Genomic DNA, 23,624 nt, shown 5'->3' on the forward strand with positions numbered 1-23,624 from the left:
CCCCTTCAAGGCAATGTTGGTAGTGATTCAATATCCAAGCGGAATTCGTGGCCAGTGCGGTTCAGCCCATCGCCAGCCGTTGCCGCCGCCATCGCAAATTCAGCCTGTAAATAGGCCAGCGCGGCCCCGGGCGAGGTGAACGGCGCATCGTCCATGCCCGCCAAGCGGTCAAACCTGTCCGCGACAATCGTTGTCTCACCGTCCGCCATGGCGATGGTGATCATGTCTGCCGCCGCAGTGGCGATGAGCGATTGCGCCGGGAAAACATTGCGCGTCCCCGTCACCGCGATCACGCCGCGCGCTTCGTCAAACCAGACCCGCTTCATTCCGGCACACTCATCGGCAGGTGCAGCAGCATCGGTGCCCATACCCATGCGTCCTGATCAGCCGTGGCAATCATCTGCGCCCCGTTGGCCAGAAAGGTATCGAGCGCATAGCCGGTGAACTTGAACGTCATCGCGCCGACCTCGCCAGCCGAATAGGGGAACTCATCCCAGTCGTGATCGATATTGCCGACCGCGCCGCCGATGTTCATCCGCACGATCAGCCGGTTGTTCATGACACTCGACTTGCCCTGCATCAGCAGGCGCAGCAGGAACGTCTCGCCCACGGCAAGGGACCGGAATTCCCCGCCCGATACCGCGTTCAGGCCCGCATAAGCCCCCTGATAATAGCTCGCCGGATCGCTGCCATCAGCAGCAAGCGGGATGGCCGTGGCCACGCCAGCGGGCAGCACGATGGGCGAAAGCTCGCTGTATGCCGCCGATGTGTAGCGACGGAAGCCCATGCCAGAGCGGCCAATGGGGCCAGTCGGACCTTGCGAGCCGGTGCGGGCAATGGTGACAAGCGAGGCAGGCCCGCCAGCCACGACAATGTTGCCGCCTTCAACGGTGACCGTGGAGCCATTGCCCTGCGTGATGGCAACGCTGCTCATCGCGGGGCCAGCCAGAACCATTCTTCGAGATAGGTATCGCCGCCAGACACCACGCGCTTGAACCGCACCCGCTCGCGCCGGGTGATCGCGGATGTAGTGTCAGTGTCAATCAGGACAGACACCGCGCCACCGATGGCATTGGTCACGGTGACAATGGCCGCAATCGCCGCGCCATCGCTCTTCAGCGAGACGGTCGAATTCGTCAGGTCAATCGCTGTGCCGTCGTCATTGGTGAACGTCGCGGTGAACCGTTCGGTCTGTCCCGGCGTGATCGGCAGTTCAGACAAGACCCTTCACTCCTATGAAAAGGGCCGCTCGCCGTTAAGCAAGCGGCCCGTAGTCCCCCAGTTGCGACCCTGCGGGTTATTCCTTGGCGTCGGCCTTCTCAGCTTTTGCCTTGGCCTTGGTCACCGTGACGCCGCCCAGCTCGCTGAACAGAACGGCTTCATCATCGGTTAGCTCGATGTCGGCGGTGGCCCCGGCGTCCACAAGGGGACCGCCGAGAACGCACCGTGCGCCGGCTGCGCTATTGGTGACCGTGTAGATCATCACGCAATGCCCGTGGTGATGGTGATGGCCTTGGGGATGCGGTTCTCATAGCCGCCGGTGGACATGATGCCCGGCGTTTCCCACGAGAACGGACCCTTCTGCCACATCGGGAAGAACTGATGCCCGCCGCCGGGAAGGTGGAAGCGGTGAACTTCCATCGTGTTGGCATAGGTCATCATCGTCGTGGTGAGGTGACGGGTCTTCTTGATCGTCAGGTTCGGCACAACCGAATTGGCCTGGATATAGGCCAGCATGGTCATGTTGGTATCGGTGACGCGGCGCGATGCCAGAGCATTGTAAACCGCAGTCGGCAGAACCAGCGTATCGGCCATGTAGGTTTCGCCGGTGTTGATCTCGACCGAAGTCAGCGCGGTGTTGATGATGGCGATTGCCGCATCCGGCGTCGAAGCCGCAAGCGTTGCACCGGCAGCGGCAGTGGTCGCCAGCGGATTGTTGAAAAAGCCAGTCGTGAACTTCACGCCATCGCCGAGCGTGGCAACCGTATGCAGGAAGCGTTCGGCAACCTTGGTAGCAGCGCCCGCCTTCTGCGAAAGCACGTCGATGCCAAGCTGCGAACCGCGCTCAAGATCGCCACGGTTCCACTTGTAACCGATGCCGGCCATGTGGTTTTCCTGCAGGAACTGCGTCCGGCTGAAATCGGCGTAGGGCATATCGTCTGCCGCCACATCGAACCATTCGGCCTTGCCTGCCACGTCGCCGCTGTAGAACAGCGAACCGGCAGTCCAGATCGATCCCTGCACGTCAACCGGCATGAATTCGGCGTAGTTGGCGGCAGGATACTTGGTCATATAGACCGCCTGCTCGACACGCAGAAGCTGCGGATTGAGGAACGAAAGGGTCTGCTGCGCGTCGTTCAGATCGACGCCGCGAATGGCATCGGCGAACCGCAGGCTGGGGTTTTCGGCATCAAGCGCGATACGTGCGCCTTCGATGCTGTCATAGAAATTGACCTTGCTCATTATCTTGCGCTCCCCTTAGCGACGAACGATGCGGCCAATGCCCGCAGCGGCCAGAGTGTCCTGAAATTCCCAGCCGGTGGCGAGGGTGTTGCTGGTCGAGACGTTGGTGATCACGCCGGCATTGGTCACGTAAACCAGATCGCCGTCGGCAACCGCGACCGAAACCGAAACCCAGATCGAGCCACGGTTCTTGATCGCAACATTGTCGCCGGTGATGAACGTGTCAGCCGCGCGGGTCGAAGTGACCGGCAGGCTTTTATCGGCCAGTGCGAAGCCCAGAAGGCGCGCGCTCGGCGTGGTGACAGCCTGATTGTCGGCGGTGCCAGCGTAAAGCGCCTTGCCGAATGCGACCGAAGCCGATTCGAGGGTGCGCGTGATGATGTTGGACAGTTCGCCGCTGGCGTCCATGCCCGCATAGCCCTTGTCGTAGGTTTCGCCGAAAGTGCTCTGAAGAACAGCCATTTGAATATCTCCCTGTTAGACCGAAGCGGCGCGATGTGCGCCAGCCTTGTCAGCCAGCCATGCGTCACGCGCCTTGGCCACGTCGCTACGAGCATCGACCACTGCGGCGGGCGCAATGTTCACCACAACGGCAGCCGGCTTGGCATCCTTGGCCAGAACGGCGAAGGCAGCGGCCATCTGGTCGGCGGTGAAGTCCTTGGCGGCATCGCCCAGCGAGGCCGTGACGATCTCGGCGCGAATGTCGGCATCGGCGCGGCCATCGGTGACGATATCGGCCTTGATGGCCTTGGCCTTGGTCACGAATGCAGCGCGGTCAGCAACGCGGGCTTCGATAGCCGCCGGCTCAAGAGCGAGCTTCGCATCGGCGAGCTGCTTTTCGAGCGTAGCCTTTTCGGCGGTCAGCGTGGCAACCTTGCCGTTCGCGTCGGTGAGGGCGGTGTCGCCAGTGGCGATCTTGTCCTGCAGCTTCGAGATCGCGGCGGCTACAGCATCCGCATCCCCGAGATCGACCTGCAGACCGTCGAGCACGATCTTTTTCACTACGTTTCCTTTCAGTGAGATTGGGGCGCGTTCATCGACCACGCGCAATTCCGGCCCGCCCCTAGCTGCCGGAACAAGTGCGATGTGGTTGATAGAAATTTCAGTCTGATAGGCATCGCATACCGTGCCATCGGGGTGTTTGCCGTCGGTTGGGAAGACCAACCGGGTGGCATAGCCCATGGAAAGCTGCTTATGTGTGGTTGTGGCGGCCTTCACGGCTGATGCATCGCGGATGATGATCGGAACGCGGACGCGCTCACCATCGCGGACAACATCACCGTGGATTTCGCCGACGCCAAGTTCGCGCCAGTTGTCGGCAGTTACCGCATCGGAAGGATGGTCAACCGTGATCGGTGCGCCGGCAAAGGTTGCGAGGCTGTCTGCCTTGAACACTTCGGACGCCGGACGATAAACGGAAAGCATAGTCTTGTCGGCAAGGTGCGCGGGGCGATCCGGCATTTCGAAGGATGCATAATCCTGCAAACCAGTCCGCGCGGCCAGCACTTCGGCCACAAGTGAACCGTCCGCGCAGATGCGGGCCGATTTGTCCAAGGTAAGGCGGTCAAAGAATTGCATTGACCGGGTGATATTTTGGAAAGCGGGATGCTGTTACCGCCGTCAAGAGCGATCAGAATTCGCTCTCAAGGTCCAGCACGGCGCGTTCGGTGCATCCGCAAAAAGGAAGCTCTCCGGGCCTATCCTCAGGCGGGGGAGCATTGTCAGCCGGATCATCGCTATACCGCTTACCATTGCGCGCCCTATGTTCTTCGCGCGGATGAAGCTTGCCAGAGTGAACCCACTCCCACGTATCCAGCCCAGCCTCGCGCCGCCGTTCCGCCGCAAGCGAGCTGTTCATCTTGGTCAATTGATCACTCGCAATCCCCAATGACCGCCGCCGCCCCATGGCCACCGCTGCCCGAATGTCCGCCGCAACATCCCGAGCCGCAGCCCGCTTGTTCAGTCCGGCGAATACCGCCTCACCAATGCGCTGCCTCGCCTGGTCGGAGACGGACTTGATCAGCCCGACGTTGCGTTCCACCACCATGGCAATGGGCTCCCGCATGTCACGCGGGCCAATCAGGTCGGAGATGTCGAGCCCGGTGGCAGTCTTGACCGCGCCGGCCCATCGCCCACGTTGCCAGCGTTCGATACGTGCAGCCCACGCCTCAAGCCGGATGCGAAGGGTGATCATCAGCCGCCCTGCCTCGTTCTCCACGGCGGACAGGATCACGCTGACTTGTGACGGGCTATCTGTCGTCATTTCGCGCAGGGATCGCTCATATTGCGCGATCAGGTCGGTCGCAGCTTGCTCCCATAGTTTGAGAATGGGGGCATAGGCTTGCGCGAACAGGTCGGATGCGTAGATCGCGGGCGGGGTGATCGTGCGGAAGGTGATGGACTTGCGGCGGGTGTTGCCCTTGCGGCGGACCATGGCCTTCAAATCGTAGCGCATCAGCTTTCTTCGATCTTGCCAGTCCAGTCCGCGTCAAGCTCTTCGAAGACCTCAGGCCCAAAGATCAGTTTGCCCCGGAAAGGCTCGACCTTGGACAAGTCCAGACCCTCGGGCGTTTTGTATGAAATGGTCACGTGCGGCTGATATTGATCGAAGTCATGGCTGGCCCCAGCGCGGATGATGTTCTCATGCCGCCACGAAAGCGTTGACGAGGTGAACAGCAGGACGACTGCGCCCTTGTCACCAAGAGGCTCGACAATGCGCGCGCCGCCCGGTGGAACGGTCAGGGTCCCATCCTCGCTATCCCAACCGCTCTCGACCTTCATCCAGTCGATGGCTTGGCGCGAATAGGCGATGGTGACGTGCAAATCGCCGGCATCAAGCGTCGTCTCGAAGCCCTGCGACTTGGCCCACGCGATGAATTCCTGCCCGTTGATCAGGTCACGCCGGACGTAGAGGCTGCGCGGGGCGGCGTCATTCGCGGCAACCTTGGCACGGATGGGCGGCGGTTCGGGGTCGCCGCCCATGCCGGTAGATGCTGGATCACCTCCCTCCTCAAGTTGCGGGTCGTTCGCAGGCTCAATGCCGAAACGCTCATCGTCTGGAATCTCTGCCAGCGCCGCCTCAAGTTCGGGCATATATCCTTCATCGATCAGCAGCGACTGAGCGCCCTTGGCGAGCGCGCGTTCCGGCATGATGCCCATGTTGGCGATCACGTTCAGCGCCTCAGCATGAAGCTTGAACCGTTCCGCCGTCTCTTTCTGATCGGGTGTGTCAAGCGGTGCCCAGTCAAACCACTGGCCATCCGGCGTCATGCCCAAGGCCGATGGCACAAGGTATTCGTCAAGGCGTTGAATGCATGGGCCGATGTCCAGTTCCTGCCTCGCGCGGACGAGCTTTTTCCAGTCCTTCTGCTGCGAGTCACCGCTCGAATTCATCCCCTCAGGCGCGCGGCCAAGCAGGCGGGTGGCGGGAATATCGCTGATCGCCGAGACGAACTCGGCATAGGCGTTGATCATGTCCTTGGCACCGGCGAACGAATAGGTGGCGTCGGTGATCGTCTCGCCGCCCTTGCCCGTCTCAGGGTCGCCAGCGTTGTAAATCGTCGCGTTATGGATCGACTCGGCAATCGCCACCGCCTGCATGCGCTTTTGCAGCGATGCCTCGCCGCCGGGGGTAGCAGCGATGCCCATCAGGTCTGGGATGCCGATGCGGGTCAGTCGGGCCTTGTGCAGCATGGCAGCAAAGGCGCTACGGGCCATGTCGCTGTCCTGCACCGCGTCAAGCACCTGCGCGACCGTGCTTTCGCCCCAGAAGGCGTCTGCGGGGCTTGTGGCAGGCATTGCGAGGCTGGCGCTGGTATCGGCGCGGAAGGGGATGACGCGCGACGGGTGGATTTTGACGGGGCCAGTGCCGGCCTGCATCGCCCACATGGCCGGCTCGCCATAGCCGGGCAGTCGCGCATCGTCCTGCAATGCGTCGAATGTCAGATGCCAGCGTGAGACGACATGGACGTAGGCGAGCGAGCCTTTGGCGGCAGCGGGGGCGGGCTGATCGGGATTGCCGGGCAGTCCAAGGATGAGCGCGCCGCCGCCAAGTCCGCGCAGCACTTCGGCCTGTCGCACCTTCTGGCGGATGGCAAGGCGCTTTTCCTCAGCTTCGATCAGGGTGATCTGGTCGGCTTCAAGCTTCCAGTCGCGCCACTCGCGCACCGCGTCCATGGCGGGGATCTGAATGATTTTCCGCATCAGGCCGGACCCGCGATAGGCCGCGTCGATCTGGTATTGCGTCAGGGCAACGGCTTGGTGCTGGTTATAGGACCGCGCATCCTTCGCCGTGCCGGTGCCGGACATGGCGTTGATAAGCCCGTCGAAGAGTTGCAGAACCTTGCCCATGGGGTGCTTGTCCTATTTGGCGGGGTCGTTCGTTACCGCCGTCAGAGGGCGTCGAGGGAGTAGCGGTAGGTCCGGCCAAGCGCCAACTCACTGAAAGCATCGGCGGCGGCGTCGACCTGGTCGTCATTTGCGCCAGCGGGGAACATACAAAGCTCGTCGAGGAACGGCTGCACCCATGCATCACGCGCCGGATCGCCGGTGACCAGTATCTTGATGTTGCCAGCCTCGGCCTGTGCGGCGAGCGGAGATGCGCGCGTAGCCTTGTCGCCGGTTGGTCTCTCGACCTTCACCGGATAACCCGCCAGCTTGCGGACAAGCATTTCAGCCTGCGCCTTTCCCGCTTGTCCGGGGTCTTGCGCGAGGCGGACAGTCACGCCTGTTCCGTCGATTGTCGTTTGCTGGATCAGTGATGTTTCGACTTCCATCGGCGATCCTTGGAAGCGGCGGCAACCGTGGATCAGGAACGTGCCATCGGTAAGTGCTGACATAATCACGCCAGCGGTCCAGTCGGGATTGTTACTCGTGCTTTTGGCAGTCGCGGCCAAATCCCATGCGCGGACAGTGCGCTTGATGTCGGATGGCATGGCAGCAACGGTGCAAAACCATGAAGACTTGAACAGGCCACCATCACGCGGGGCTGGACGCTGCTGAAGCTGGCCTGCGGTGGCATAAGCGCCCATGGTGCGCTCCAGTTCAGCCACCTGAGCATCCGGGAAGCGCTCAGGGAACATCAATTCACCATCGGTGGTGCGAGGGTCGCCTGCGCCTGTAACCCACTTGGAGCGCCCTTCCTCGTAGCGCATGGGTATGCACAGGTGATCATAACCGAGATCGATCGCAACCGCCGACACATCTGCCTCGTTCAGCCGCTGCATGATGATGATGATCGCGCTTTCGTCGTTGTTCACGCGGCTTGGCAGGGCCTCCCGGAACGTCAGGATATCCCCGTATAGCTTCACCGGGCTATTGGCATCGTCCACCGAATGCGGATCATCGAGAACAACCCGGTCACCACGCGAGCCGGTCATGCTGGTGAAGGCCATTGCCTCACGAAAGCCGGTCGCGCTGTTTTCGAACTTGGTCTTGGCGTTCTGGTCGCTGGTCAGCGCAATCGGCCATCGGGTTTGATACCATTCGGACTGGATCAGCCTGCGGCACTTCATGTTGTCGCGGACGGCGAGGTCTTGCTTGTGTGCCGTGCCAAGGAACCGCAGTTCAGGCCGTTCGATCCACTCCCATGCTGGCAGGATCACGCCGGTCAGCAGCGACTTCATCGAACCCGGCGGCACGTTCATCAACATCCGCTTGGATTGGCCCGCGCTTACCGCCTCAAGGTGATCGCAGATGCTATCCAGCGCCCACCCCCATTTCAATTCGGCGGCAGGCTCAAGTGTTGGCCATGCCATGCGGGCGAAGTCGGCGAGATTGCGGCGGCCAAGCTCGCGTTCACAGGCGAGGATATCAGCATGGGTGAGGTTGATCGCGTTCACGACTTGGCTTGCAGCGCCTTGGTCACCTCGCGCAGCGCCTCGGTCGAAAGCTGGCGAGCGTCAATCGAGATCGCCGGCGGGAGGGGATGAGCCGGATCAGAGCCGATCAGGCGCTTCTCGACGAACTTGTCGGGCCGGTGTGCCTTCAGCAGGATTTCCAGCATCCGGTCGGATTTGTCGACCGTTGCGCGCCTCCATGCCTCAGCCTCAAGCTTGTCGGCAGCTTCCTGCTCAGCATCATCCCATGCCTTGGCAAATTCAGGATCATCCGCGCGCCAGTCATAGGCGGTTGATCGGCCAATGCCTGCAACCCGCGCGGCATCGCTCACATTGCAGTTCTCGGCAAGCTGCATGAGGAATGTTTCGCGCGCGCGAGGTGTCCGAATTGTGGGTCTGCCACCCCCTCGTTTCACCTTGCCCGTCACGTCGTCGATCCCTTCAAAGTCCGGCCCATCACATACCGCCTAGCCCTACTTTCGGCCCTGAGCTTGTCTGCGCCGGTTATTTCGACCCATTTGCGAATGAGGTCTGTCCGCGCGCCATACAGCCTCTCGACGCGCCGCCAACCGCCCTTTGCAAACTCGCTGGCGAACTCGGGCGGGGGAGCGGGGATGGTGCGGACGATCATACGTCGATCACTTCGAGATGGCTTTCGGCGATCATGTCGGCGAATTCCTGTCGGACGGTGACGGGTGCGCGGTTCCATGCCCGCGACAGGGATAGCAGCGCATCATGGGCCGGATCATCGTCGCGTGGCAGGTTCTGCCCGATGTCCAGTTTGCGGAGCATGGCTTCGACCCGCATTTGCCGTGCGGTCCAGTGGGCATCGTGCGCGGCCTTGATCAGCGGCAGGGCCTCTTGCCGGGGCATGTCGGCGACATGGGCGTGGTGATCGAATGACAGGCTGGCATCGCGCATATGGGATGGGAACGCCCTGACCGTGGCCTCGATGCGTTTGACGCGCTTCGGGTCCTCGCCAAGCTCTGCCAGCGCCATTTCGATTTGCTCGGGGTAGTGTGCCCGTCCGAATGCGAGCCAATCGCCGATCAGCCAATCGATATTGCGTTTCTGGTTGGCAAGGCTGCGTCCCGTGGCCAGCCATTGGGGATAGGGGCAATCGTCGGGCAGGATCAACGCGAGGCTATCTGCCTGCGTGGCTGGCATGATTTCAGTGATGGCGTTCAAGAGATGATCCCCTTTTCCGGGATCGTCGCGTCGTGATCTTGTTACCGCCGTCAGGGCGCTGGGGCAAGTGGGCTGGGGAGAATTGGCAGCTATGTGCTAAACTCAATTCACTTCATCATTCTTCAAGCATTCTTCAAGTCTCAAAAATGGCTGATTAATGCGGGTTTGAGGGGATAACTCAATAATTCAATATATATATAGATATATCCTAAACCTACTCCCTCCCCCCTATATATTAGGGAAACGCTTGAAGTATTGAACTATGCCAAAAAGCCGCAGTTTCCTGCGGCTTTCGGGGCTTGAAGAATGGCTTGAATTATCGCTTGAGTTTGAAGTGTGCCGCCTATGCGATGTCGAAATAGACGAACTTGTCCGGCCCGCCGGTAGTCGGCTTTGGCATTTTCATCGCTCGGATCATGCCGGCTTCGATCAGGCCTGCAATGATGTCCCCGCGCTTTCGGCGATCAATGAACTGGGTTTTGCGGCTGAGTGATGTTCCGTCGATGCCGGCGCTTCCTGCGTCTGCGATGACTTTCATGACGCGTTTGACCATGGTTTCATGTTCGCTGTCCGCGACGGTTTCCCGTGCTGCCTTGATTAGGCTCTCCACGGATTTTCGTGCGATTTCCATGCCCCATTCCAGATCCGCGACGGAGATGGTTGGGGATTGCGGATTTTCGGTAATGGCTTTTACCAATGCGACCTTGGCGGTATTTTCAGCGAGGCGGGCAATCACACCGGAAACGATATCGTTTTCGTTTCTGCGGTTCATATCAACCTGCTCATTCCGCATCTCGATCAGCAATGCTGCCGCTTCGGCGTTAGCATATGGCACTGTGTATGGCTTGGGGACGATGGCTGATCCCTGGCCCATCGGAAAAGGGTTATGGCCATCGGCACCATCTGAGATGGCTTTCACCACTTCAATGAGATTGTCGGGAATTGGTTTTGGAATGAGATTGTGTTGCAGGTCGGGATAGTCGTTATCAGTTTCAAAAATTAGCATTCTGGCGAGCGATCCATCTTCCATATTGGCACTTGATAATGCTCCCCAGAATACGCGGGGCGTGGTGACGCCAAATAGGCATAGATTAGGTTGCTCGATGACCTCGCGTGGCCGCTCTTTGTCATTGGCATAGGCAGTGCCGAGAAACCGCCCATTTGATCTTGGGTAGAATTCGGTCAGGATTTCCATGATCTCGACGATGTGCTTGGGTGCCTTGTTTTTGTTGGCTGCAGCGGCGATCAGGAAACCGATTTCATCGATCGGGAAATATATGGATGGGTTGCGGGTGACTGCCGTGATCAGGCCGGACCCTGATGCGATTTTAGAGCTGCCAACATGATTGGCGAGACCGGCGGCTATCATAAGATCGATACTTGCGCTGAGTGGCCTGTCTTTGCCCCCTCCGCTGCGCGCGATGCCGATGGAGTAGATGTTGGTACGCAGGTTGGTTGGCCCGGCGTAGCGGCGTCCGGCGGCGGCACCGAACATGGGAAGTGCTGCGCCTAGGGTAAGCCATGGCTGGGGCGACGGGGCTGTTGAAGTCACATGATCGATGAATTGTGCCATCGCTCCATCACCTAGGTCGCGCCGCCAAGCAGGAACGCCGATGCGCGGCGTGGCAATTATATCCTCATCCGGATCCGGCTCCCGCAACTGGGCCGGGACCATGGCCCGGTTGACCTTGGCCTTGCAGTTGGCGACGAAGCGATCCCAGTCCTCTTGTGACATGGCGGGGGCGTGGAGCGTCTCGCCTTCGCCCGGCCCATCGGCGCGGACGAGCTGGATAGCGCGCGATGCGGCGCGGAGCGGACTGCGCTGGGCAAGGAAGTGGGCGGCGACGGGGTTGGCGGGGTTGAGTAGCGCGCCGATGATTTGCGCGTCTGCGTGGCCGGCATTGGCCATGATGCGGGCAGCAGCCAGTCCGTCGCCGCTGCGATCATGGCCGGGAGGCTGTTCAATGGCGATGCGGATGGGGTCGAGTGCGGATAGTCCCAGATCATCGCAGGTGATCAGCGTGATATTGGCTGGCACGTTGACGGCGGCGAGGGTAGGCGCGTTTGCGGCGCTGGGCTTGGCGGGCGGAAATGATGCCGCCAGTTCTTCGGGCGCATAGACCGTGCCGTCATCCTCGCTGATGAAGGTGGCGAGGCGGGGAACGCGCCCGCGCATCTGCTTTTTCTTGTCTGGCCAGTTGACCGAGCCGGGGACGCGCATGAGCCTGTCGATATTCTGGCATGCATCGGCTTCGAAATAGTCGCGCACCTGCATGTTGATGCCCTCGATCGCGGCAAGGTTCTCGGCCAGGCCGTCGAGCCGCCAGAAGGCCTGCAGTCCGCCCCCGCTATCGATGATGAAGCTGGGCGGGGCGTCGATATCGAGCATGGCAGCGGCGATGGCGGGTTTGTCGAATGCGCCGCCGGACTTGGGCGGGTCGATATCGACATGAATGAAGCGCGCGGCGCGCATGTTGTGCTTGGCCGGCTTGGCGTGGAGATGCTGGGCCACGCGGTTGACGGTCCAGTAGATGTTATAGCCATCGGCATTGGCTTTGGCGCATGCGGCCAGTGCCTCCTCGCAATCGGTGCCGAAGTCGCGCCCGTGGACACCGATGCCGTTGGGGTGGATATAGACGAGGTGGATCTGGTCGAGTGATTTGAACAGCGTGGCCGCGATGGCGGGATCGAAGGCAAGGGGCGATGCCATTGGGGTTACCTTGGGATGAATGAGAGGATTGATTGCAGGGCGTCGGCCATGGCGGGGTTCGGAACGGGCGCGTCCTGCCATTTACGATCGGCGGGGTGCATGCCGATGACTGACAGGACGAGATCATGATAGATGCGCTCGCATCCATTGGCGGGTCTGTCGCCCTTCACCGAATTGCACTTGGCATGCATCAGGATCATGTTGCCCATATGATTGCCGCCGCCCTTTGATCGAGGATCGACGTGATCGATCGACGGAACCAGATGCAGCAATGCGAGATCACCAAGCGGCGGCATCTTCTTGCCACAACTGGCGCAAATGCCGCGCTGCGCGTCATAGAGTTGCCGGACCATGGGGCGCGGCTTTGACCGAACAAGCGCAACCATAGGTCAGAACGGGCATTCGTCTTTGACGATCGCGCTCACTTCGCCGGCGATGCAGTTGAAGGCGTGGCCAAGGAAGCCGAGCCATTCGGCCTCGGTCATGTCGGCAAGATCGGTCTTGCCCATCGTTTCGAGATATTCGCCCACGGCGGGGCTGGCATTGTATACGGCTTTGGTTTCGGTCGGATTGAGGCGCATGGGTTGTCCTTTCATGCGGAAAGAGGTGTCGAGACAAGCCATGGAGCAGCACGGCACGGCTGGCGGTTCATGGGCTTCGGGATCGATGAAATAGAAGCCGCGCGGGGATCGCCCGCAAAAGCATGCCAGCGGCGATAGGGTGCCGGGCTTGTCGCTGCGGCGGCTCATATGGCTTGGGCGCGGTGCAGCGCATCGACGAATGCGATGTTGGCGGCGGCGATCTCGGCATGGAAGCGGTGCGCCTGATCTGGCTCGCCATCACGGCACCGGAAGTCATTGCGGGCGCGCTGGCGCGGCCTTTGCGATGCGACTTCGATAACCGGCGTTTGCTTGGCCCGGATGGTGACGGGGATCATGATCTGCGCGGGGCGGAAGCCGCTGGCGTAGTATTCGCTCGCCATCCGGTATTGCTCGGCCATGTCGGGGTCGCGATCAATCATGATATCGAATAGCCGAACTGCATTGATGATGGTCGAATGATCGCGCCCGCCAATCCGCCGGCCGATTTGCGGGTAACTCAGGTTCCCTTGATCGCGCAGGATTTTGGAGATGATGGCACGGGCGGAAACCAGATGCCGGAATCGGGCCTTGCCCGTCACGTCGCTGGGGCTGATCTCGCAAAGCACGGCGACATAGGCGATCAGTTGCCGGGTCGATATTCTTGGCGCGATCTCTTCTGGCGTAATTTCTTCGTGTTCTTCGGTCATGCGACTTGCCTTTCTGGCTCGAATTTGAATGCGATGATTTCGTCATATTTGCCGTTGCGGCGGACGCGGATATGCGAAGGGGCGGTGACCTCGCCCGCGCGGGCAATCGCTTCTTCCACGGTGCGCGGGACGGGCGCGGGTGCGCGGCGCAGCCACCAGCTTTCAGCTTTCGTGCGCGCGTAGCCGGTATGGTTGAAGCAGACCCATTCGCGCTGATAGGTCATGCCGATGCGGTAGAGTGCGACCATGCTATCGGGCGATCCGGCCTTGGAGTGGGCGCGGTAGGAGACATCGGCCACGTCCAGCCATTCGGGTTCGACAGAGAGGATGGGCTTTTCGGCAGGGCGGATATCGACGACGCGCTCGGGCGGCGGAAATTCATAGCCGCATGATGGGCATTGCCGGGTCATTGTGCCGCAGGCGCACTCGCACTCTGGGCATTCCTTGAACGGTGCCGCCCCTTCGCCCTTGCCTCTCTTTTCCGGGATGAACGGATCATCGAAGGGGCCGTGGCGCGCGATGTTGCCGCCAAAGTCGAGAATAAGGCAGTCGGCCTTGTCCGTTTCTGGAGATAGGCGGGTGCCTCGGCCCACCATTTGAATGTATAATCCGGTGGATTTGGTCGGCCTGGCGAGCGCGATCATATCGACGTGGCGGGCATTGAAGCCGGTTGTCAGGACGCCTTGCGAGACAAGGAAGCGGAGCCGCCCCGCCTTGAAGTCGGCAATCGTCCTGTCGCGCGTCCCCTTGCCCTCACTTTGATCTGTGTCGCCGAATACGCCGCGCCCGGCATGGCCGCGCGCATTGAGTGCCTCGGCCAATGCCTCGCAGTGCTTCACCGTGCATCCGAAGATCAGCCATCCCTTGCGGTCGCGTCCTGCCTCGCAAATGCGGTTGGCGATGGCGTCGATAACGTCCGGCTCCATCGCATTGGCTTCGATCTGGGCCGCGATGAATTCGCCGCCGCGCGACCCGATGCCGGTCGTATCGATCTGGGCAGATTGGCGGAAGCTGACAGGCGGGCAGAGATAGCCATCATCGATCAGGTCGCGCACGTTGCTGTCATGGGCGATGCCGTCAAACATCGCGCCTTGACCTTCGTCGAGCCGGCCACTGTCGAGCCGGAAGGGCGTGGCGGTGAGGCCGATGATCTTTAGTGAGGGGTTGATGACTTTGAGGTCGGCAAGGAACTTGCCATACATGGTATCGGATGTGCGCGGGATCAGGTGCGCTTCGTCCACCAGCACCATATCGATCCGGCGCGGGATTTTGAACGCCTTTTTATGGATCGACTGGATAGATGCGAACATCAGTGGCGCGGTGATGTCCCGCCGGTTCAGGCCAGCGGAATAGATGCCCCAAGGCGCTTCCGGCCATAGCCCTGCAAGCTCGGCGGCGTTTTGCGCCACAAGCTCGCGGACGTGGGTAAGGACAAGGATGCCAGCGCCGGGGTCTGTCTCGAAAACGAATTTGCACCACTCGGCAATGACCAGTGACTTGCCTGCGCCGGTCGGCAGGACGGCCAGCGGGTTGCCGGTCTTGTCGCAAAACCATTGCCAAAGGTCGGCGAGGCATTGCTCCTGATAGGGGCGAAGCTGGATTGCCATCTCACGCTGCCTCGCCCGTGAACATGGCCTCGGCTTCGGCAGATGCCTTTTCCATATTGCGCTTGGCTTGGGCGAAGTAGCTGGGCTTGAGTTCGCAGCCGATGCCCTTGCGGCCCATCTTGACCGCGCAATAGACCTCGCTGCCGATGCCGAGAAACGGGGTCAGGACGCTATCGCCGGGGTTGCTCCATAGATCGATGCACCGCTCGATCACGTCGAGCTGGAGCGGCGAGATATGCTGTTCATCCTTGGCATCGCGTCCACCGCGATATTGCAGAGTGCGGGTCTGGTTGATGTCGGTCCAGACTGGCGAAGCGTATCGCTGCCAGACTTCGATCGAATACCAGTTGCGCCCATCGGTCGGCGTCGTGAACTTGGCGGGGTCCGGCCCATCGCCCTCGCCGTGCCATTCATCGAAGCAACCGGAGACGGGTTCCGGGTTCTCGCCGGGCTTGCGGAAGGTGACGATGTAATCAGCGAGGCCCTGCCCGCTGATTGTGCTGTCCTTGACAATTTGCTTATGCAGGAGCCGGATCGACTTCGTGCGCTGCTGGGCAACGACGGGGTCTTTCCATATGCAGACCTCGCTATGGAAGATCCATCCGGCATCCTCATAGGCGCGGATAACCTCGCCGCGAAAGTCGCGCATACCGATATGCCCGTGCCGGATTTTGGACATGGGCAGTTGCATGACGTGAACAGAGTGACACCGGCCCGGCATGGTGACGCGCAGCAATTCGGAGATCAGGAACGAATAATGCTCCCAGAAACCGGGGCCTTCATTGTTCGAGATGTCGCGGTCATAGTTGCTGAACTTGTAAAGCCCTTCGAAGGGCGGCGAGTGGACGCCAAAGCCGATGCTGTCGCCGGGGATGGCCCGGATGACATCGCAGCTATCGCCTTGGTAGATGGCATAGTCATCGGTGATGACCTGATCGACGCATTTCACGTCGGGGACGAATGAATTGGGCATTATGCGGCCTCCAGAAACGAGGGGAGTTGAACGGGGAGAGTGGGATTATATGCGGGCGTGTCGCGCACCATGCCGCGCACGGCCTGGCTGGAGAGATCGGCCATGTGCATGACCATCGATGCGGCCATGCGGTCGGCATCCGCTTCCTTGCGGCGGATATTGGCGACGGTTGCACCTTCGAGTTCCGACGCGATGATATGGCAGTTGACGGGCTTGGTCTGGCCAAAGCGCCAGAAACGGCGGACGGCCTGATAGAATTGCTCGAAGCTGTCGTTCAGACCGACGAAGCCGGTATCGGCGCAGTGCTGGAAGTTCAGACCAAAGCCGCAGATGCCCGGCTTGCTGACCAGCACCCTGATCTCACCGGACAGGAAGTCTGCGATGATCCGTTCCTTCTCGGCGTCCTTCAATCCGCCATGCAGATTGGCCGCTCCGGGGATGCCCTTGGCGAGCATCTCGGCCTCGCTGTTCAAGTTCGTCCACCACACGAAGGGGCGGTCGGCTGGCGTCACGCTGATTGCCATCGCGCACCTGTCGGCAACGGTTGAACGGCGTGCAGCAATGCGCTCCTGCAACGTCTCGGCCTGCATGGGGAAAAGCATGCCCGTCTCGAAGTCGGGGCCATCCTCGGCTTTTACCGTGTGCTGGATGTAGTTCAGCGGTGGAAGGTCATAGCCATCGTTGGGATAGCCGAGATCGGACGGCTTGCGGAGCATGACTGCCCACGATGCCATCCACTTCCAGAATTCGTTTTCGGCATGGCCCTTCAATCGCCACTTCTGCGTGTCGCCGCCGTCGTGCGTAAAGAACGTGGCGAGCATGTCGGTATATTTCATAATGCCAAGGAACTCGGCATGGTTGCCCAGCTCCATGAAGTCATTCGGCGCGGGGGTGGCCGTGGCCGCAAGGCGGAACGGGATCGTGTGGCAGGCTTCGATCAGGCGGGAGCGGTAATGCCCGTCGACGTTCTTGAGGATGCTGCTTTCGTCGAGAATGACCCCGCCGAAGCTGGCGACATCGAAGTGATCGAGCTTCTGATAGTTCGTGATGTTGATGCCGGGGCCGCACTCATCGCCAGTGGCAACGATGCGCGCGTCAATTCCGAATTTCAGCGCCTCGCGCGCCATTTGTTGCGAGACGGCGAGCGGGGCAAGATGCAGGATGCGCTTGCCGGTTTCGCGCACGATGGCATCTGCCCACGCCAGTTCCATGAGCGACTTGCCAAGGCCGGTGCCAGCAAAGAGCGCGGCGCGTCCACGGCGGAGCGCCCATGCCGTGATGTCGCTCTGATGCGGGAACATGGCGGCAGGAAGGTCCGGCACGTTGGCCAGCCCGGTCATGGGGTCGGTTACTGCCTTGCGGGCGAGGAATGTCTGATAGGCGTCCATGGTCATGCCGCCTTCACTGGCTTGTGAGCGCGCTTGATCTTGACCGCGCCGAACCGCTGGCGTTCCTTGGGTCCGCCGAAAAGCGTATTCGGATCGGCACCCGGCTGCGGCAGGATGATTGGCTTGGACAGTTCGTTGTCGATCAGCCGCGGCAACACGGCGACACGGGCGCGCATGATGGCGGTGGAGTGCAAGCCGCATGCGCGCATCAATTCGAGTTGCGCTCGGGCCGCTTCGATATCGCTGGCGAATACCGCCTTGAAAAGATCGAACATCATATCGGCTTCTCGTTCATGAAGTGGCATTGGATTTCCCCTTGGGTTCGCGCTCAAACGCGCATCGGCATGACAATGGCCATTGCGCCGTCATCGACGACGCGGCGGAACAGGAACGGCGCTTTGGGATCGGCCTGGTGCATCTCGATGCTATCCCCGCCGATGGCAGCGAGCAGCGCGGCCAGATATTGCCCATTGATGCCGCTCGGCTCGCCTTCGGCGCAATCAGCCGGCAGTTCCTCGCTCGACGCACCGGCCCCGCCATCGGTGGCCGAAAGGGTGATGCAATCCCGCGCCCGTTCGATCTTGACGCAGCGGCTCTTGTCGTCCGCGATCACGCGCACCCGGCGCAGCGCTTCGGCCACGCTATCGGGTTCGATCACAGCGGGGATGCCGGGTTCGGGAATGACGCGGCGATAGTCGACGAATTGCGATTCGATCAGCTTGCCCGTCAGGGTCATGTCGCCAATCTCGGCCCTGATCTTGCGATCATCCCATGCCAGCTTGACCGGCAGTTCCTCGCCATCGATCAGACCGGCAAGCAAACTGGCAAACTTCGATGCGAGCATGGCGTCAACCGCGCCCTTGGGCATGTCCCGGTCAATCGTGGCGATGGCCAGCGCATTTCCGTTTGCCGTGGCCATGCGGACCTTGCCATCGTTGGCATGCAGGAAGATGCCGGCAAGGTGCATCTGCGCCGAACCATCATAGATCGACCATTCGACCCGGCGGATGGCGGCGGCCAGTTCCGCACCCGGCACTTCGAGCGGCTTGCCCAGCTTGTCGATTGGCAGGGTTGGGAAGTCCTGCGCCGGCAGGGTTGGCAAGACCCAGCGCGACCGGCCAGCGGTAACGGTCACGCGCCCATCCTTGAGAGATAGGTTCAGGACGGCATCGGCACCGGCAGCGCTGGCGAGTTGCGAGAGGCGCTTGGCGTCCACCGTGATCTCGCCTTCGCCCTTGGTGGCGAGGGTCAGCTTCTGGCGGAATTCGGTTTCAAGATCGCAAGTCGTGATCTCCAGTTCGGTGCCGCTGGCGACAAGCCGGACGTTGGCGCAGATGGGCAGGATTGCCGTGCCTTGCACCACGGCAGCGGCGCTTTTCATGGCCTTGGCCAGCACCTTTGCTTCAATCGAGAATTTCATCGGGTAGGTTCCTTTTCGTCAGTCAGGGATTCAGTTGGTTTGGGAGGGGCCAGCATCGATCCACGTCGAGCCGTCGGTCATTCGATAGGTCACGCCGTGCGGTGCAGCGTCGATCTGCTCACCGGGGACGAGATCAGGCAGGAAGCGGTGCGAGGGGCATCCGGCATCCTGATCGGCGCGGGAGAGTTCATGGCCGAAACTGGCGCAGCGCCACGACGCATCACCCTCGCGCAGCGGCTCGCTATGCAGGCATGTCCGGCAGTTGCGGTCGACGCCCGCGCCTTCTTGGCAGATGGCAAACCAGTCGCACCACTTGCAGGCGAAGCTTTCTGGCCCGCCGATGCGGTTCGGCGCGTGATCGGTGAAAATGATGCGCTCGGCCTTGCCGCGCAGCACAAGGGCATGGACGGGGTCGGCATCGGTGCGAACGGCAGTCCACCGCCGCGCGCCGGGTGAGACGCAGACCAGATAGTGCCGGTCGATACCGGCGTAATCCATGTAGAGGACGCCCTGCGCGTAATAGGTCGCATTCCACTCGGCCAGCGCATGCTTTTCGCCGACCTTGCGCCGTGCCTTGTCCAGGTCCTGCCACTTTTCGGAGGCCTTGATCTCGACAACGTGCCACGTCTTTGGCGCTTGGATCAGGCCAAGTGCGACCCCGTCCATATGGCCGGAGAAATGCCCACCGAGATCCTTGAAGCCGAATTGCTCGCCATCTTCGTCAAGATCGTGAAGATCGATGCCCGGGACGCCGCGCAGCCGGTCGATTGCGACTGCCTCGCTGGCATGGCCATCGGCGAAGCGCTTGAGCGTGGCGGCATCGAATGCGGGCTGTCCGGCCCAGCGGAAGCCATACCACAGCGCGCGCTCGCATGCCCCGCCGATGGCAGACATGCCGAGATAGGCACGCCGGCGGCGCTCCTGCCCATCCGCAAGCGCACGGTCAGCGGCATCTAGCGTTGGGCAACAGAAGTCTGGTAGCAGGGCCATGCCTACTCCTTTGATTCGTCAGTCAGGGAAGGTGGAGCGGCGGAAGGGTCCAACTGACCGCCGCTCCTTTACCTTGCGAGGTTGGGGCCTAGGCGGCTTGCCGCTTCCACGGGCTCGCCTTGCCCGCCGCCGGGGCATCCGCCGCAGGTGCCGGGTTGGACGCAGCGCCAGGCTTGAAACCGCCGCCCGTAGCCACCGCGCCATTGCCCAGTGCCTTATAGGTCTTGATGCCGTTCGATGGCCCATAGTCCTTGCCGTTGTGCGTCCGGCCCGGTTCAACCTTCACCACGGCGATCATCGGCAGCATGTGCAATTCCACGCTGTCAGCGACCGAGAGCTTGCCCACGGCGTGACAGATGGCCGAGAGGGTGCGCTGCGCGATCTCGACTGCCTTGTCGTTCGGGTTGTCGAGGTTCAGCCGGTCATAGACCTTGCGCCCGGCGCTTTCGCCTTCGATGATTTCCAGTTCCAGCTTGAGCATGGATCCGGTCTTGGCGCTGTTATCGACCATCTCCGAAGAGGTGATCTGCACCTTGTATTCGCCGGGTGCGATGGGCGTGAAGTCGCCCTGCGGCTCGACTGCGGTTGCGTCGAAAGTGCCTCCGAGAAATGCCATATCAAAAATCCTTTATGTCAGTCAGGGGTTATGCCGCTGCCTTGATGGCTTCGGCGCTTGCGCTGGTCACGGCATCGGAAAGTGCCTGCCATGACAGCGGAAGTTCGGGCGGGAGATTGTGCCGGTTCTTGGCAAGGAACGCGGGGCGCTCCTCGGTGTAGAGGGCGCGGGTGCCGGCCCCGACGCCGCGCGCCACCTTCTTCATGCCCACGTCCGTCTTGGTGACGCTGGTCTTGAAGTTGGCGAAAAGCACCATGTCGGCATGCTCCTGGATCAGGGCAGACGCGCGCTTGTCGAGCTTGATCTGGTAACGATCAAACGGCTCGGTTTCCGGGCTATCGAACCGCTTGACCTCGGCATGGGCGGTCTGAATGATCGCCATGCCCTTGTCATTGCGGAGCGCGTTGATCGCTTCGAGATAGTCGCGCCAGACATCGAGCGTGGCGACATAGCCCTTGCCGTAACCGGCATCTTCGATCGACTGCCACGGCTTCGAGGGGTTGGCCTCGTTATTACGGCGGATGGTTTCCGCCCAGACGAGCGGTTCAAGCCAATCGAGGCTGTCGATGATCAGCGTCTCGAAGTCGTGATCTTCGCTGTAGAGCGCTTCCATGGCGTCCATAATGTCCTTGAAGATCTCGGCCTTGGGGAAGGCATCGATCACCATGCCGGACGGGTGGCCATCCTCGATATTGATCAGCACGGGATTGGGCGCTGAACCGGCAAAGGTATTCTTGCCGATGCCATGCGGGCCATAGATCACGATGCGCGGGGGCTTGGGGGCGGACAGCCGGTTGAGGCTGGCGAGTGAGATTGCCATTATGCCGCCTCCCGCTTTTCGTCGCGCAGGGCGATTTCGATCTTCGGCTTGCCGGCCTTGACCGTGCGCGCCGGGGCGAACAGATCGCGGATGGGCGCGGGCCATGCGTCGAACTTGCGTTCCATGATGGACAGTTTCGTCTCGACATATTCCGCCGGATCGCCTTCCCATTCGTCGCGAATGGTGGCGATTGCGCTGGCAAGGCGCGGCTGATCCCATGAGACAGTCTTGGGGACCGTCACCTTGATATCGAAGTCGCCATCGGTGCGGTGATGGGTTCCGGTGTCGTTCAGGCCGGCGGCATAGCGCCGGACGAGAACGCCGTGCAGGATGGCCTGCATCTGCTGCGCGCTCGCCAGATGGCGGTCGGCTTCGTTCTGCAGGTTGGCAAGCACAGCAATGGGCAGCTTGTCGAGAACGCCGGGAGAGGCGTCGGCCAGTTCGTCAATAGTCATTTCAGAATCCTTTCGTCAGTCAGGGTTTCAGCTTTTCGTCAAAGGGAAGTCAGGGGGAGAGATGTTGACGCGGCGATCTGAATTCCGTGCGGCCCTCGCGGGTGACGCCATCTCTCCTGATCTCGTTATCCGGGCTCCCAGTCAGGAATTTCCCGGCGAACATCGAATTGGATTTCTTCGTAATCTCGTTTTTCGATCACGATCAGACGATGCTCTGGATAATATTTCCGAAAGCGGCTGATGGTTGTCCGACTTCGCTGATCCATCCATCCCTTCACTTCATGGAAGGTTGTTTCGCCGTCCATTTCTGTGACGCGAAAATCGGGAAGGTAGCTGCGGACACCTCGTTTGATGGCTTCAAACCAGAATGTTTGCGGCTCATGTTCCCAATCTTCGATCAGGCCCTTGTCCTTCACGAGCTGAAGGTATCGAGCGTAATTGGCTTCCCATCGGGACCGAAAAAAGCAGCGCCGTCCGCCTACTTCTCGCCATCCTGCCTTCCATGATCCGCGTGTGCGGACAGGTGCCAGGGTGCCGTATTTTTCGACCTTGGTTTTCATGCCGCTCATGGTGAGTGCGGACCTTTCATCGGCAGTCATGCCGGCCCACATCGCGCGGGATTTTTGGGAGATCGTAGCTTTCGTCTCGTCCGAATGACGCAGCCCGAGCGCGCCGCGATTATGGCCGCGAGTTGCAATGCGTTCCCGCATTCGAATTGAGCTGCTTTCAGAGAAATAGGGGCGCTTACGCGATTGATCTGTTAGGCCGAGACGCCTTGCAGCGCTGCATAGCGTTGTCTTGTGCCGCCCCATCAACTCGGCAAATTCGTCCAACTTTCCGATATCGGCATAACCGCAATATTCATCTCGAATTTGATTGAGTTCAGCATCGGTGAAAATCGGATTGGACTTGTTCAGCCCCAATTTCACCAATCGCCTATGGACAGTCGAATGTGCCACACCGACAATAATCGCCGCCTTGTGGACGTTGCCGGTCTGCTCATAGGCAGCGATAATGGATTCGTTTGACGCGCTCACGCGGCGATCCTCTCGGCACGGGCGATCAGAGCGTTGATCGCCGCGCTTGCCGTGCGAAGGTCCGGCAACATTTCGAGCAACTCGCTATGGTGCAAAGCAATGCCGCCGGTGCTTGATGGCGATTGCGCCACAGCGAGGCGGTGAACCGCACCGGACAGACTTGGCAGCGCATCGATATCGACTGTCTCAAGTGGCGAGTTGCGCGCACCATAAAGCGCCGCATAGGGGTTCAGATGGTCAAGACCGAACCGCGCGCCGATGCGGGCAATGGTGACGGCATTGAGATCGGTTTTCTTGTTTCGCGCATTGCGGACAGTGCCGACCGATATTCCCAGAGCATCGGCCATGGCCTCATCGCAGAGATCGCGGTCAAGCTGAATTGCGCGGATGATGTTGGCCACCGCATCGCGCAAAGCCTTTTGCGTCGGCATAGCCATAGGCAGCAAGACATTGATGGGGCGATCAGTCATTTTGGCCACCATGGAAAACACAGTCACAGGAGGCGGAAATGGAACCACCATAGCGAAGCGGCAGGGTCATCATGCCGCTCGGCCTTCATCGCGGTCAGCAACCGGCACCCAAGGCTCGACGCTTTCGAACACTTCGATCTGCGCGTCGGTCAGGTCGGCAATGATTTCATGCCGCCAGCCGGTCGTGCGGAATATGTGGATTGCCAGCGGACGCGGCGGCGTCCGCGAGCCTCCCAAGATCATGCTGGCATAGGAAGGGCTGATGTTAGCCTTAGATGCCACTTCGGATGCTTTGATTGGGTGTTCCATGCTTTGTAAGTCACAGATTGTGATATTACAGTCAAGCAGAAAACATCACAATC

The 23,624-nt window shown here is 60.8% G+C and carries 29 protein-coding genes; 1 reads left to right on the top strand and 28 read right to left on the bottom strand.

The features are described 5' to 3' along the window. Positions 1-5: 5 nt before the first annotated feature. The 13 genes from RMO89_RS11175 to RMO89_RS11235 form a co-directional block, all read right to left on the bottom strand. Positions 6-374, bottom strand: coding sequence for a hypothetical protein (locus RMO89_RS11175; protein WP_310533139.1), 369 nt, complete (start codon positions 372-374; stop codon positions 6-8). After that, positions 323-934, bottom strand: a complete 612-nt coding sequence (locus RMO89_RS11180) for a hypothetical protein (protein ID WP_310533140.1) — start codon at positions 932-934, stop codon at positions 323-325. Before RMO89_RS11180 ends, RMO89_RS11175 begins: the two co-directional genes overlap by 52 nt. After that, entirely contained in the window at positions 931-1,221 is a 291-nt protein-coding gene (locus RMO89_RS11185; protein WP_310533141.1) for a hypothetical protein, read from the bottom strand. The genes RMO89_RS11180 and RMO89_RS11185 overlap by 4 nt, the downstream gene beginning before the upstream one ends. A gap of 76 nt (positions 1,222-1,297) precedes the next feature. Next, positions 1,298-1,483 (bottom strand): hypothetical protein, encoded by a 186-nt coding sequence (locus tag RMO89_RS11190; protein ID WP_310533142.1) that lies wholly within the window; start codon positions 1,481-1,483, stop codon positions 1,298-1,300. Continuing rightward, positions 1,483-2,463, bottom strand: a complete 981-nt coding sequence (locus tag RMO89_RS11195; protein WP_310533143.1) for a major capsid family protein — start codon at positions 2,461-2,463, stop codon at positions 1,483-1,485. Before RMO89_RS11195 ends, RMO89_RS11190 begins: the two co-directional genes overlap by 1 nt. Before the next feature lie 15 nt (positions 2,464-2,478). Further along, complete coding sequence (locus tag RMO89_RS11200) at positions 2,479-2,925, bottom strand: hypothetical protein (protein WP_310533144.1); 447 nt, start codon at positions 2,923-2,925, stop codon at positions 2,479-2,481. 15 nt (positions 2,926-2,940) lie between these two features. Further along, positions 2,941-4,041 carry a DUF2213 domain-containing protein gene (locus tag RMO89_RS11205; protein WP_310533146.1) on the bottom strand — a complete coding sequence of 367 codons (1,101 nt, stop codon included), beginning with the start codon at positions 4,039-4,041 and terminating at the stop codon, positions 2,941-2,943. Between the two features lie 52 nt (positions 4,042-4,093). Further along, on the bottom strand, positions 4,094-4,918 hold the full coding sequence (locus RMO89_RS11210; RefSeq protein ID WP_310533148.1) for a phage minor head protein: 825 nt from the start codon (positions 4,916-4,918) through the stop codon (positions 4,094-4,096). Then, complete coding sequence (locus RMO89_RS11215) at positions 4,918-6,813, bottom strand: anti-CBASS protein Acb1 family protein (RefSeq protein ID WP_310533149.1); 1,896 nt, start codon at positions 6,811-6,813, stop codon at positions 4,918-4,920. Before RMO89_RS11215 ends, RMO89_RS11210 begins: the two co-directional genes overlap by 1 nt. A 41-nt stretch (positions 6,814-6,854) precedes the next feature. Then, positions 6,855-8,303, bottom strand: a complete 1,449-nt coding sequence (gene terL / locus RMO89_RS11220; RefSeq protein ID WP_310533151.1) for a phage terminase large subunit — start codon at positions 8,301-8,303, stop codon at positions 6,855-6,857. Then, complete coding sequence (locus tag RMO89_RS11225; protein ID WP_310533152.1) at positions 8,300-8,632, bottom strand: hypothetical protein; 333 nt, start codon at positions 8,630-8,632, stop codon at positions 8,300-8,302. The genes terL and RMO89_RS11225 overlap by 4 nt, the downstream gene beginning before the upstream one ends. Before the next feature lie 295 nt (positions 8,633-8,927). Further along, a complete protein-coding gene (locus tag RMO89_RS11230; protein WP_310533154.1) occupies positions 8,928-9,488 on the bottom strand; it encodes a hypothetical protein in 561 nt (186 codons plus the stop codon). A gap of 343 nt (positions 9,489-9,831) precedes the next feature. After that, complete coding sequence (locus tag RMO89_RS11235; protein ID WP_310533156.1) at positions 9,832-11,961, bottom strand: DUF3987 domain-containing protein; 2,130 nt, start codon at positions 11,959-11,961, stop codon at positions 9,832-9,834. Between RMO89_RS11235 and RMO89_RS11240 the strand changes: the two genes are divergently transcribed. Next, the gene (locus tag RMO89_RS11240) at positions 11,938-12,147 is read left to right on the top strand and encodes a hypothetical protein (RefSeq protein ID WP_310533157.1); all 210 of its coding nucleotides are present in this window, start codon (positions 11,938-11,940) and stop codon (positions 12,145-12,147) included. The genes RMO89_RS11235 and RMO89_RS11240 overlap by 24 nt on opposite strands. 56 nt (positions 12,148-12,203) lie before the next feature. Here the strand turns inward: RMO89_RS11240 and RMO89_RS11245 are convergent, their stop codons facing one another. The 15 genes from RMO89_RS11245 to RMO89_RS11315 form a co-directional block, all read right to left on the bottom strand. Further along, the gene (locus tag RMO89_RS11245; protein WP_310533158.1) at positions 12,204-12,551 is read right to left on the bottom strand and encodes an HNH endonuclease signature motif containing protein; all 348 of its coding nucleotides are present in this window, start codon (positions 12,549-12,551) and stop codon (positions 12,204-12,206) included. Positions 12,552-12,587: 36 nt separating this feature from the next. After that, a complete protein-coding gene (locus RMO89_RS11250; RefSeq protein ID WP_310533160.1) occupies positions 12,588-12,947 on the bottom strand; it encodes a DUF6511 domain-containing protein in 360 nt (119 codons plus the stop codon). Next, a complete protein-coding gene (locus RMO89_RS11255) occupies positions 12,944-13,486 on the bottom strand; it encodes a helix-turn-helix domain-containing protein (protein WP_310533162.1) in 543 nt (180 codons plus the stop codon). Before RMO89_RS11255 ends, RMO89_RS11250 begins: the two co-directional genes overlap by 4 nt. After that, entirely contained in the window at positions 13,483-15,093 is a 1,611-nt protein-coding gene (locus RMO89_RS11260; RefSeq protein ID WP_310533163.1) for a DEAD/DEAH box helicase family protein, read from the bottom strand. The genes RMO89_RS11255 and RMO89_RS11260 overlap by 4 nt, the downstream gene beginning before the upstream one ends. Before the next feature lies 1 nt (position 15,094). Continuing rightward, positions 15,095-16,066, bottom strand: a complete 972-nt coding sequence (locus RMO89_RS11265; RefSeq protein ID WP_310533164.1) for a DNA methyltransferase — start codon at positions 16,064-16,066, stop codon at positions 15,095-15,097. Continuing rightward, a complete protein-coding gene (locus tag RMO89_RS11270; protein ID WP_310533165.1) occupies positions 16,066-17,454 on the bottom strand; it encodes a DEAD/DEAH box helicase in 1,389 nt (462 codons plus the stop codon). Before RMO89_RS11270 ends, RMO89_RS11265 begins: the two co-directional genes overlap by 1 nt. A 2-nt stretch (positions 17,455-17,456) precedes the next feature. Continuing rightward, positions 17,457-17,786 (bottom strand): hypothetical protein, encoded by a 330-nt coding sequence (locus tag RMO89_RS11275; protein ID WP_310533166.1) that lies wholly within the window; start codon positions 17,784-17,786, stop codon positions 17,457-17,459. Further along, complete coding sequence (gene dnaN / locus RMO89_RS11280) at positions 17,783-18,874, bottom strand: DNA polymerase III subunit beta (protein WP_310533167.1); 1,092 nt, start codon at positions 18,872-18,874, stop codon at positions 17,783-17,785. Before dnaN ends, RMO89_RS11275 begins: the two co-directional genes overlap by 4 nt. A 30-nt stretch (positions 18,875-18,904) precedes the next feature. After that, positions 18,905-19,864: a hypothetical protein gene (locus RMO89_RS11285; protein WP_310533168.1), complete on the bottom strand. Its 960-nt coding sequence runs from the start codon at positions 19,862-19,864 to the stop codon at positions 18,905-18,907. 88 nt (positions 19,865-19,952) lie between these two features. Then, on the bottom strand, positions 19,953-20,480 hold the full coding sequence (locus RMO89_RS11290; RefSeq protein WP_310533169.1) for a DUF669 domain-containing protein: 528 nt from the start codon (positions 20,478-20,480) through the stop codon (positions 19,953-19,955). A 28-nt stretch (positions 20,481-20,508) separates the two neighbouring features. Further along, positions 20,509-21,300, bottom strand: a complete 792-nt coding sequence (locus tag RMO89_RS11295) for an ATP-binding protein (protein WP_310533170.1) — start codon at positions 21,298-21,300, stop codon at positions 20,509-20,511. Then, on the bottom strand, positions 21,300-21,755 hold the full coding sequence (locus tag RMO89_RS11300) for a hypothetical protein (protein ID WP_310533171.1): 456 nt from the start codon (positions 21,753-21,755) through the stop codon (positions 21,300-21,302). The genes RMO89_RS11295 and RMO89_RS11300 overlap by 1 nt, the downstream gene beginning before the upstream one ends. A 125-nt stretch (positions 21,756-21,880) precedes the next feature. Then, the gene (locus tag RMO89_RS11305; RefSeq protein WP_310533172.1) at positions 21,881-22,792 is read right to left on the bottom strand and encodes a DUF1064 domain-containing protein; all 912 of its coding nucleotides are present in this window, start codon (positions 22,790-22,792) and stop codon (positions 21,881-21,883) included. Next, positions 22,789-23,262, bottom strand: coding sequence for an XRE family transcriptional regulator (locus RMO89_RS11310; RefSeq protein ID WP_310533173.1), 474 nt, complete (start codon positions 23,260-23,262; stop codon positions 22,789-22,791). The genes RMO89_RS11305 and RMO89_RS11310 overlap by 4 nt, the downstream gene beginning before the upstream one ends. A gap of 69 nt (positions 23,263-23,331) precedes the next feature. Then, positions 23,332-23,571 (bottom strand): hypothetical protein, encoded by a 240-nt coding sequence (locus RMO89_RS11315; RefSeq protein WP_310533175.1) that lies wholly within the window; start codon positions 23,569-23,571, stop codon positions 23,332-23,334. Between the last annotated feature and the right edge of the window lie 53 nt (positions 23,572-23,624).

Source organism: Novosphingobium sp., assembly GCF_031424035.1.
In the GTDB taxonomy this organism is placed as follows: Bacteria; Pseudomonadota; Alphaproteobacteria; order Sphingomonadales; family Sphingomonadaceae; genus Novosphingobium.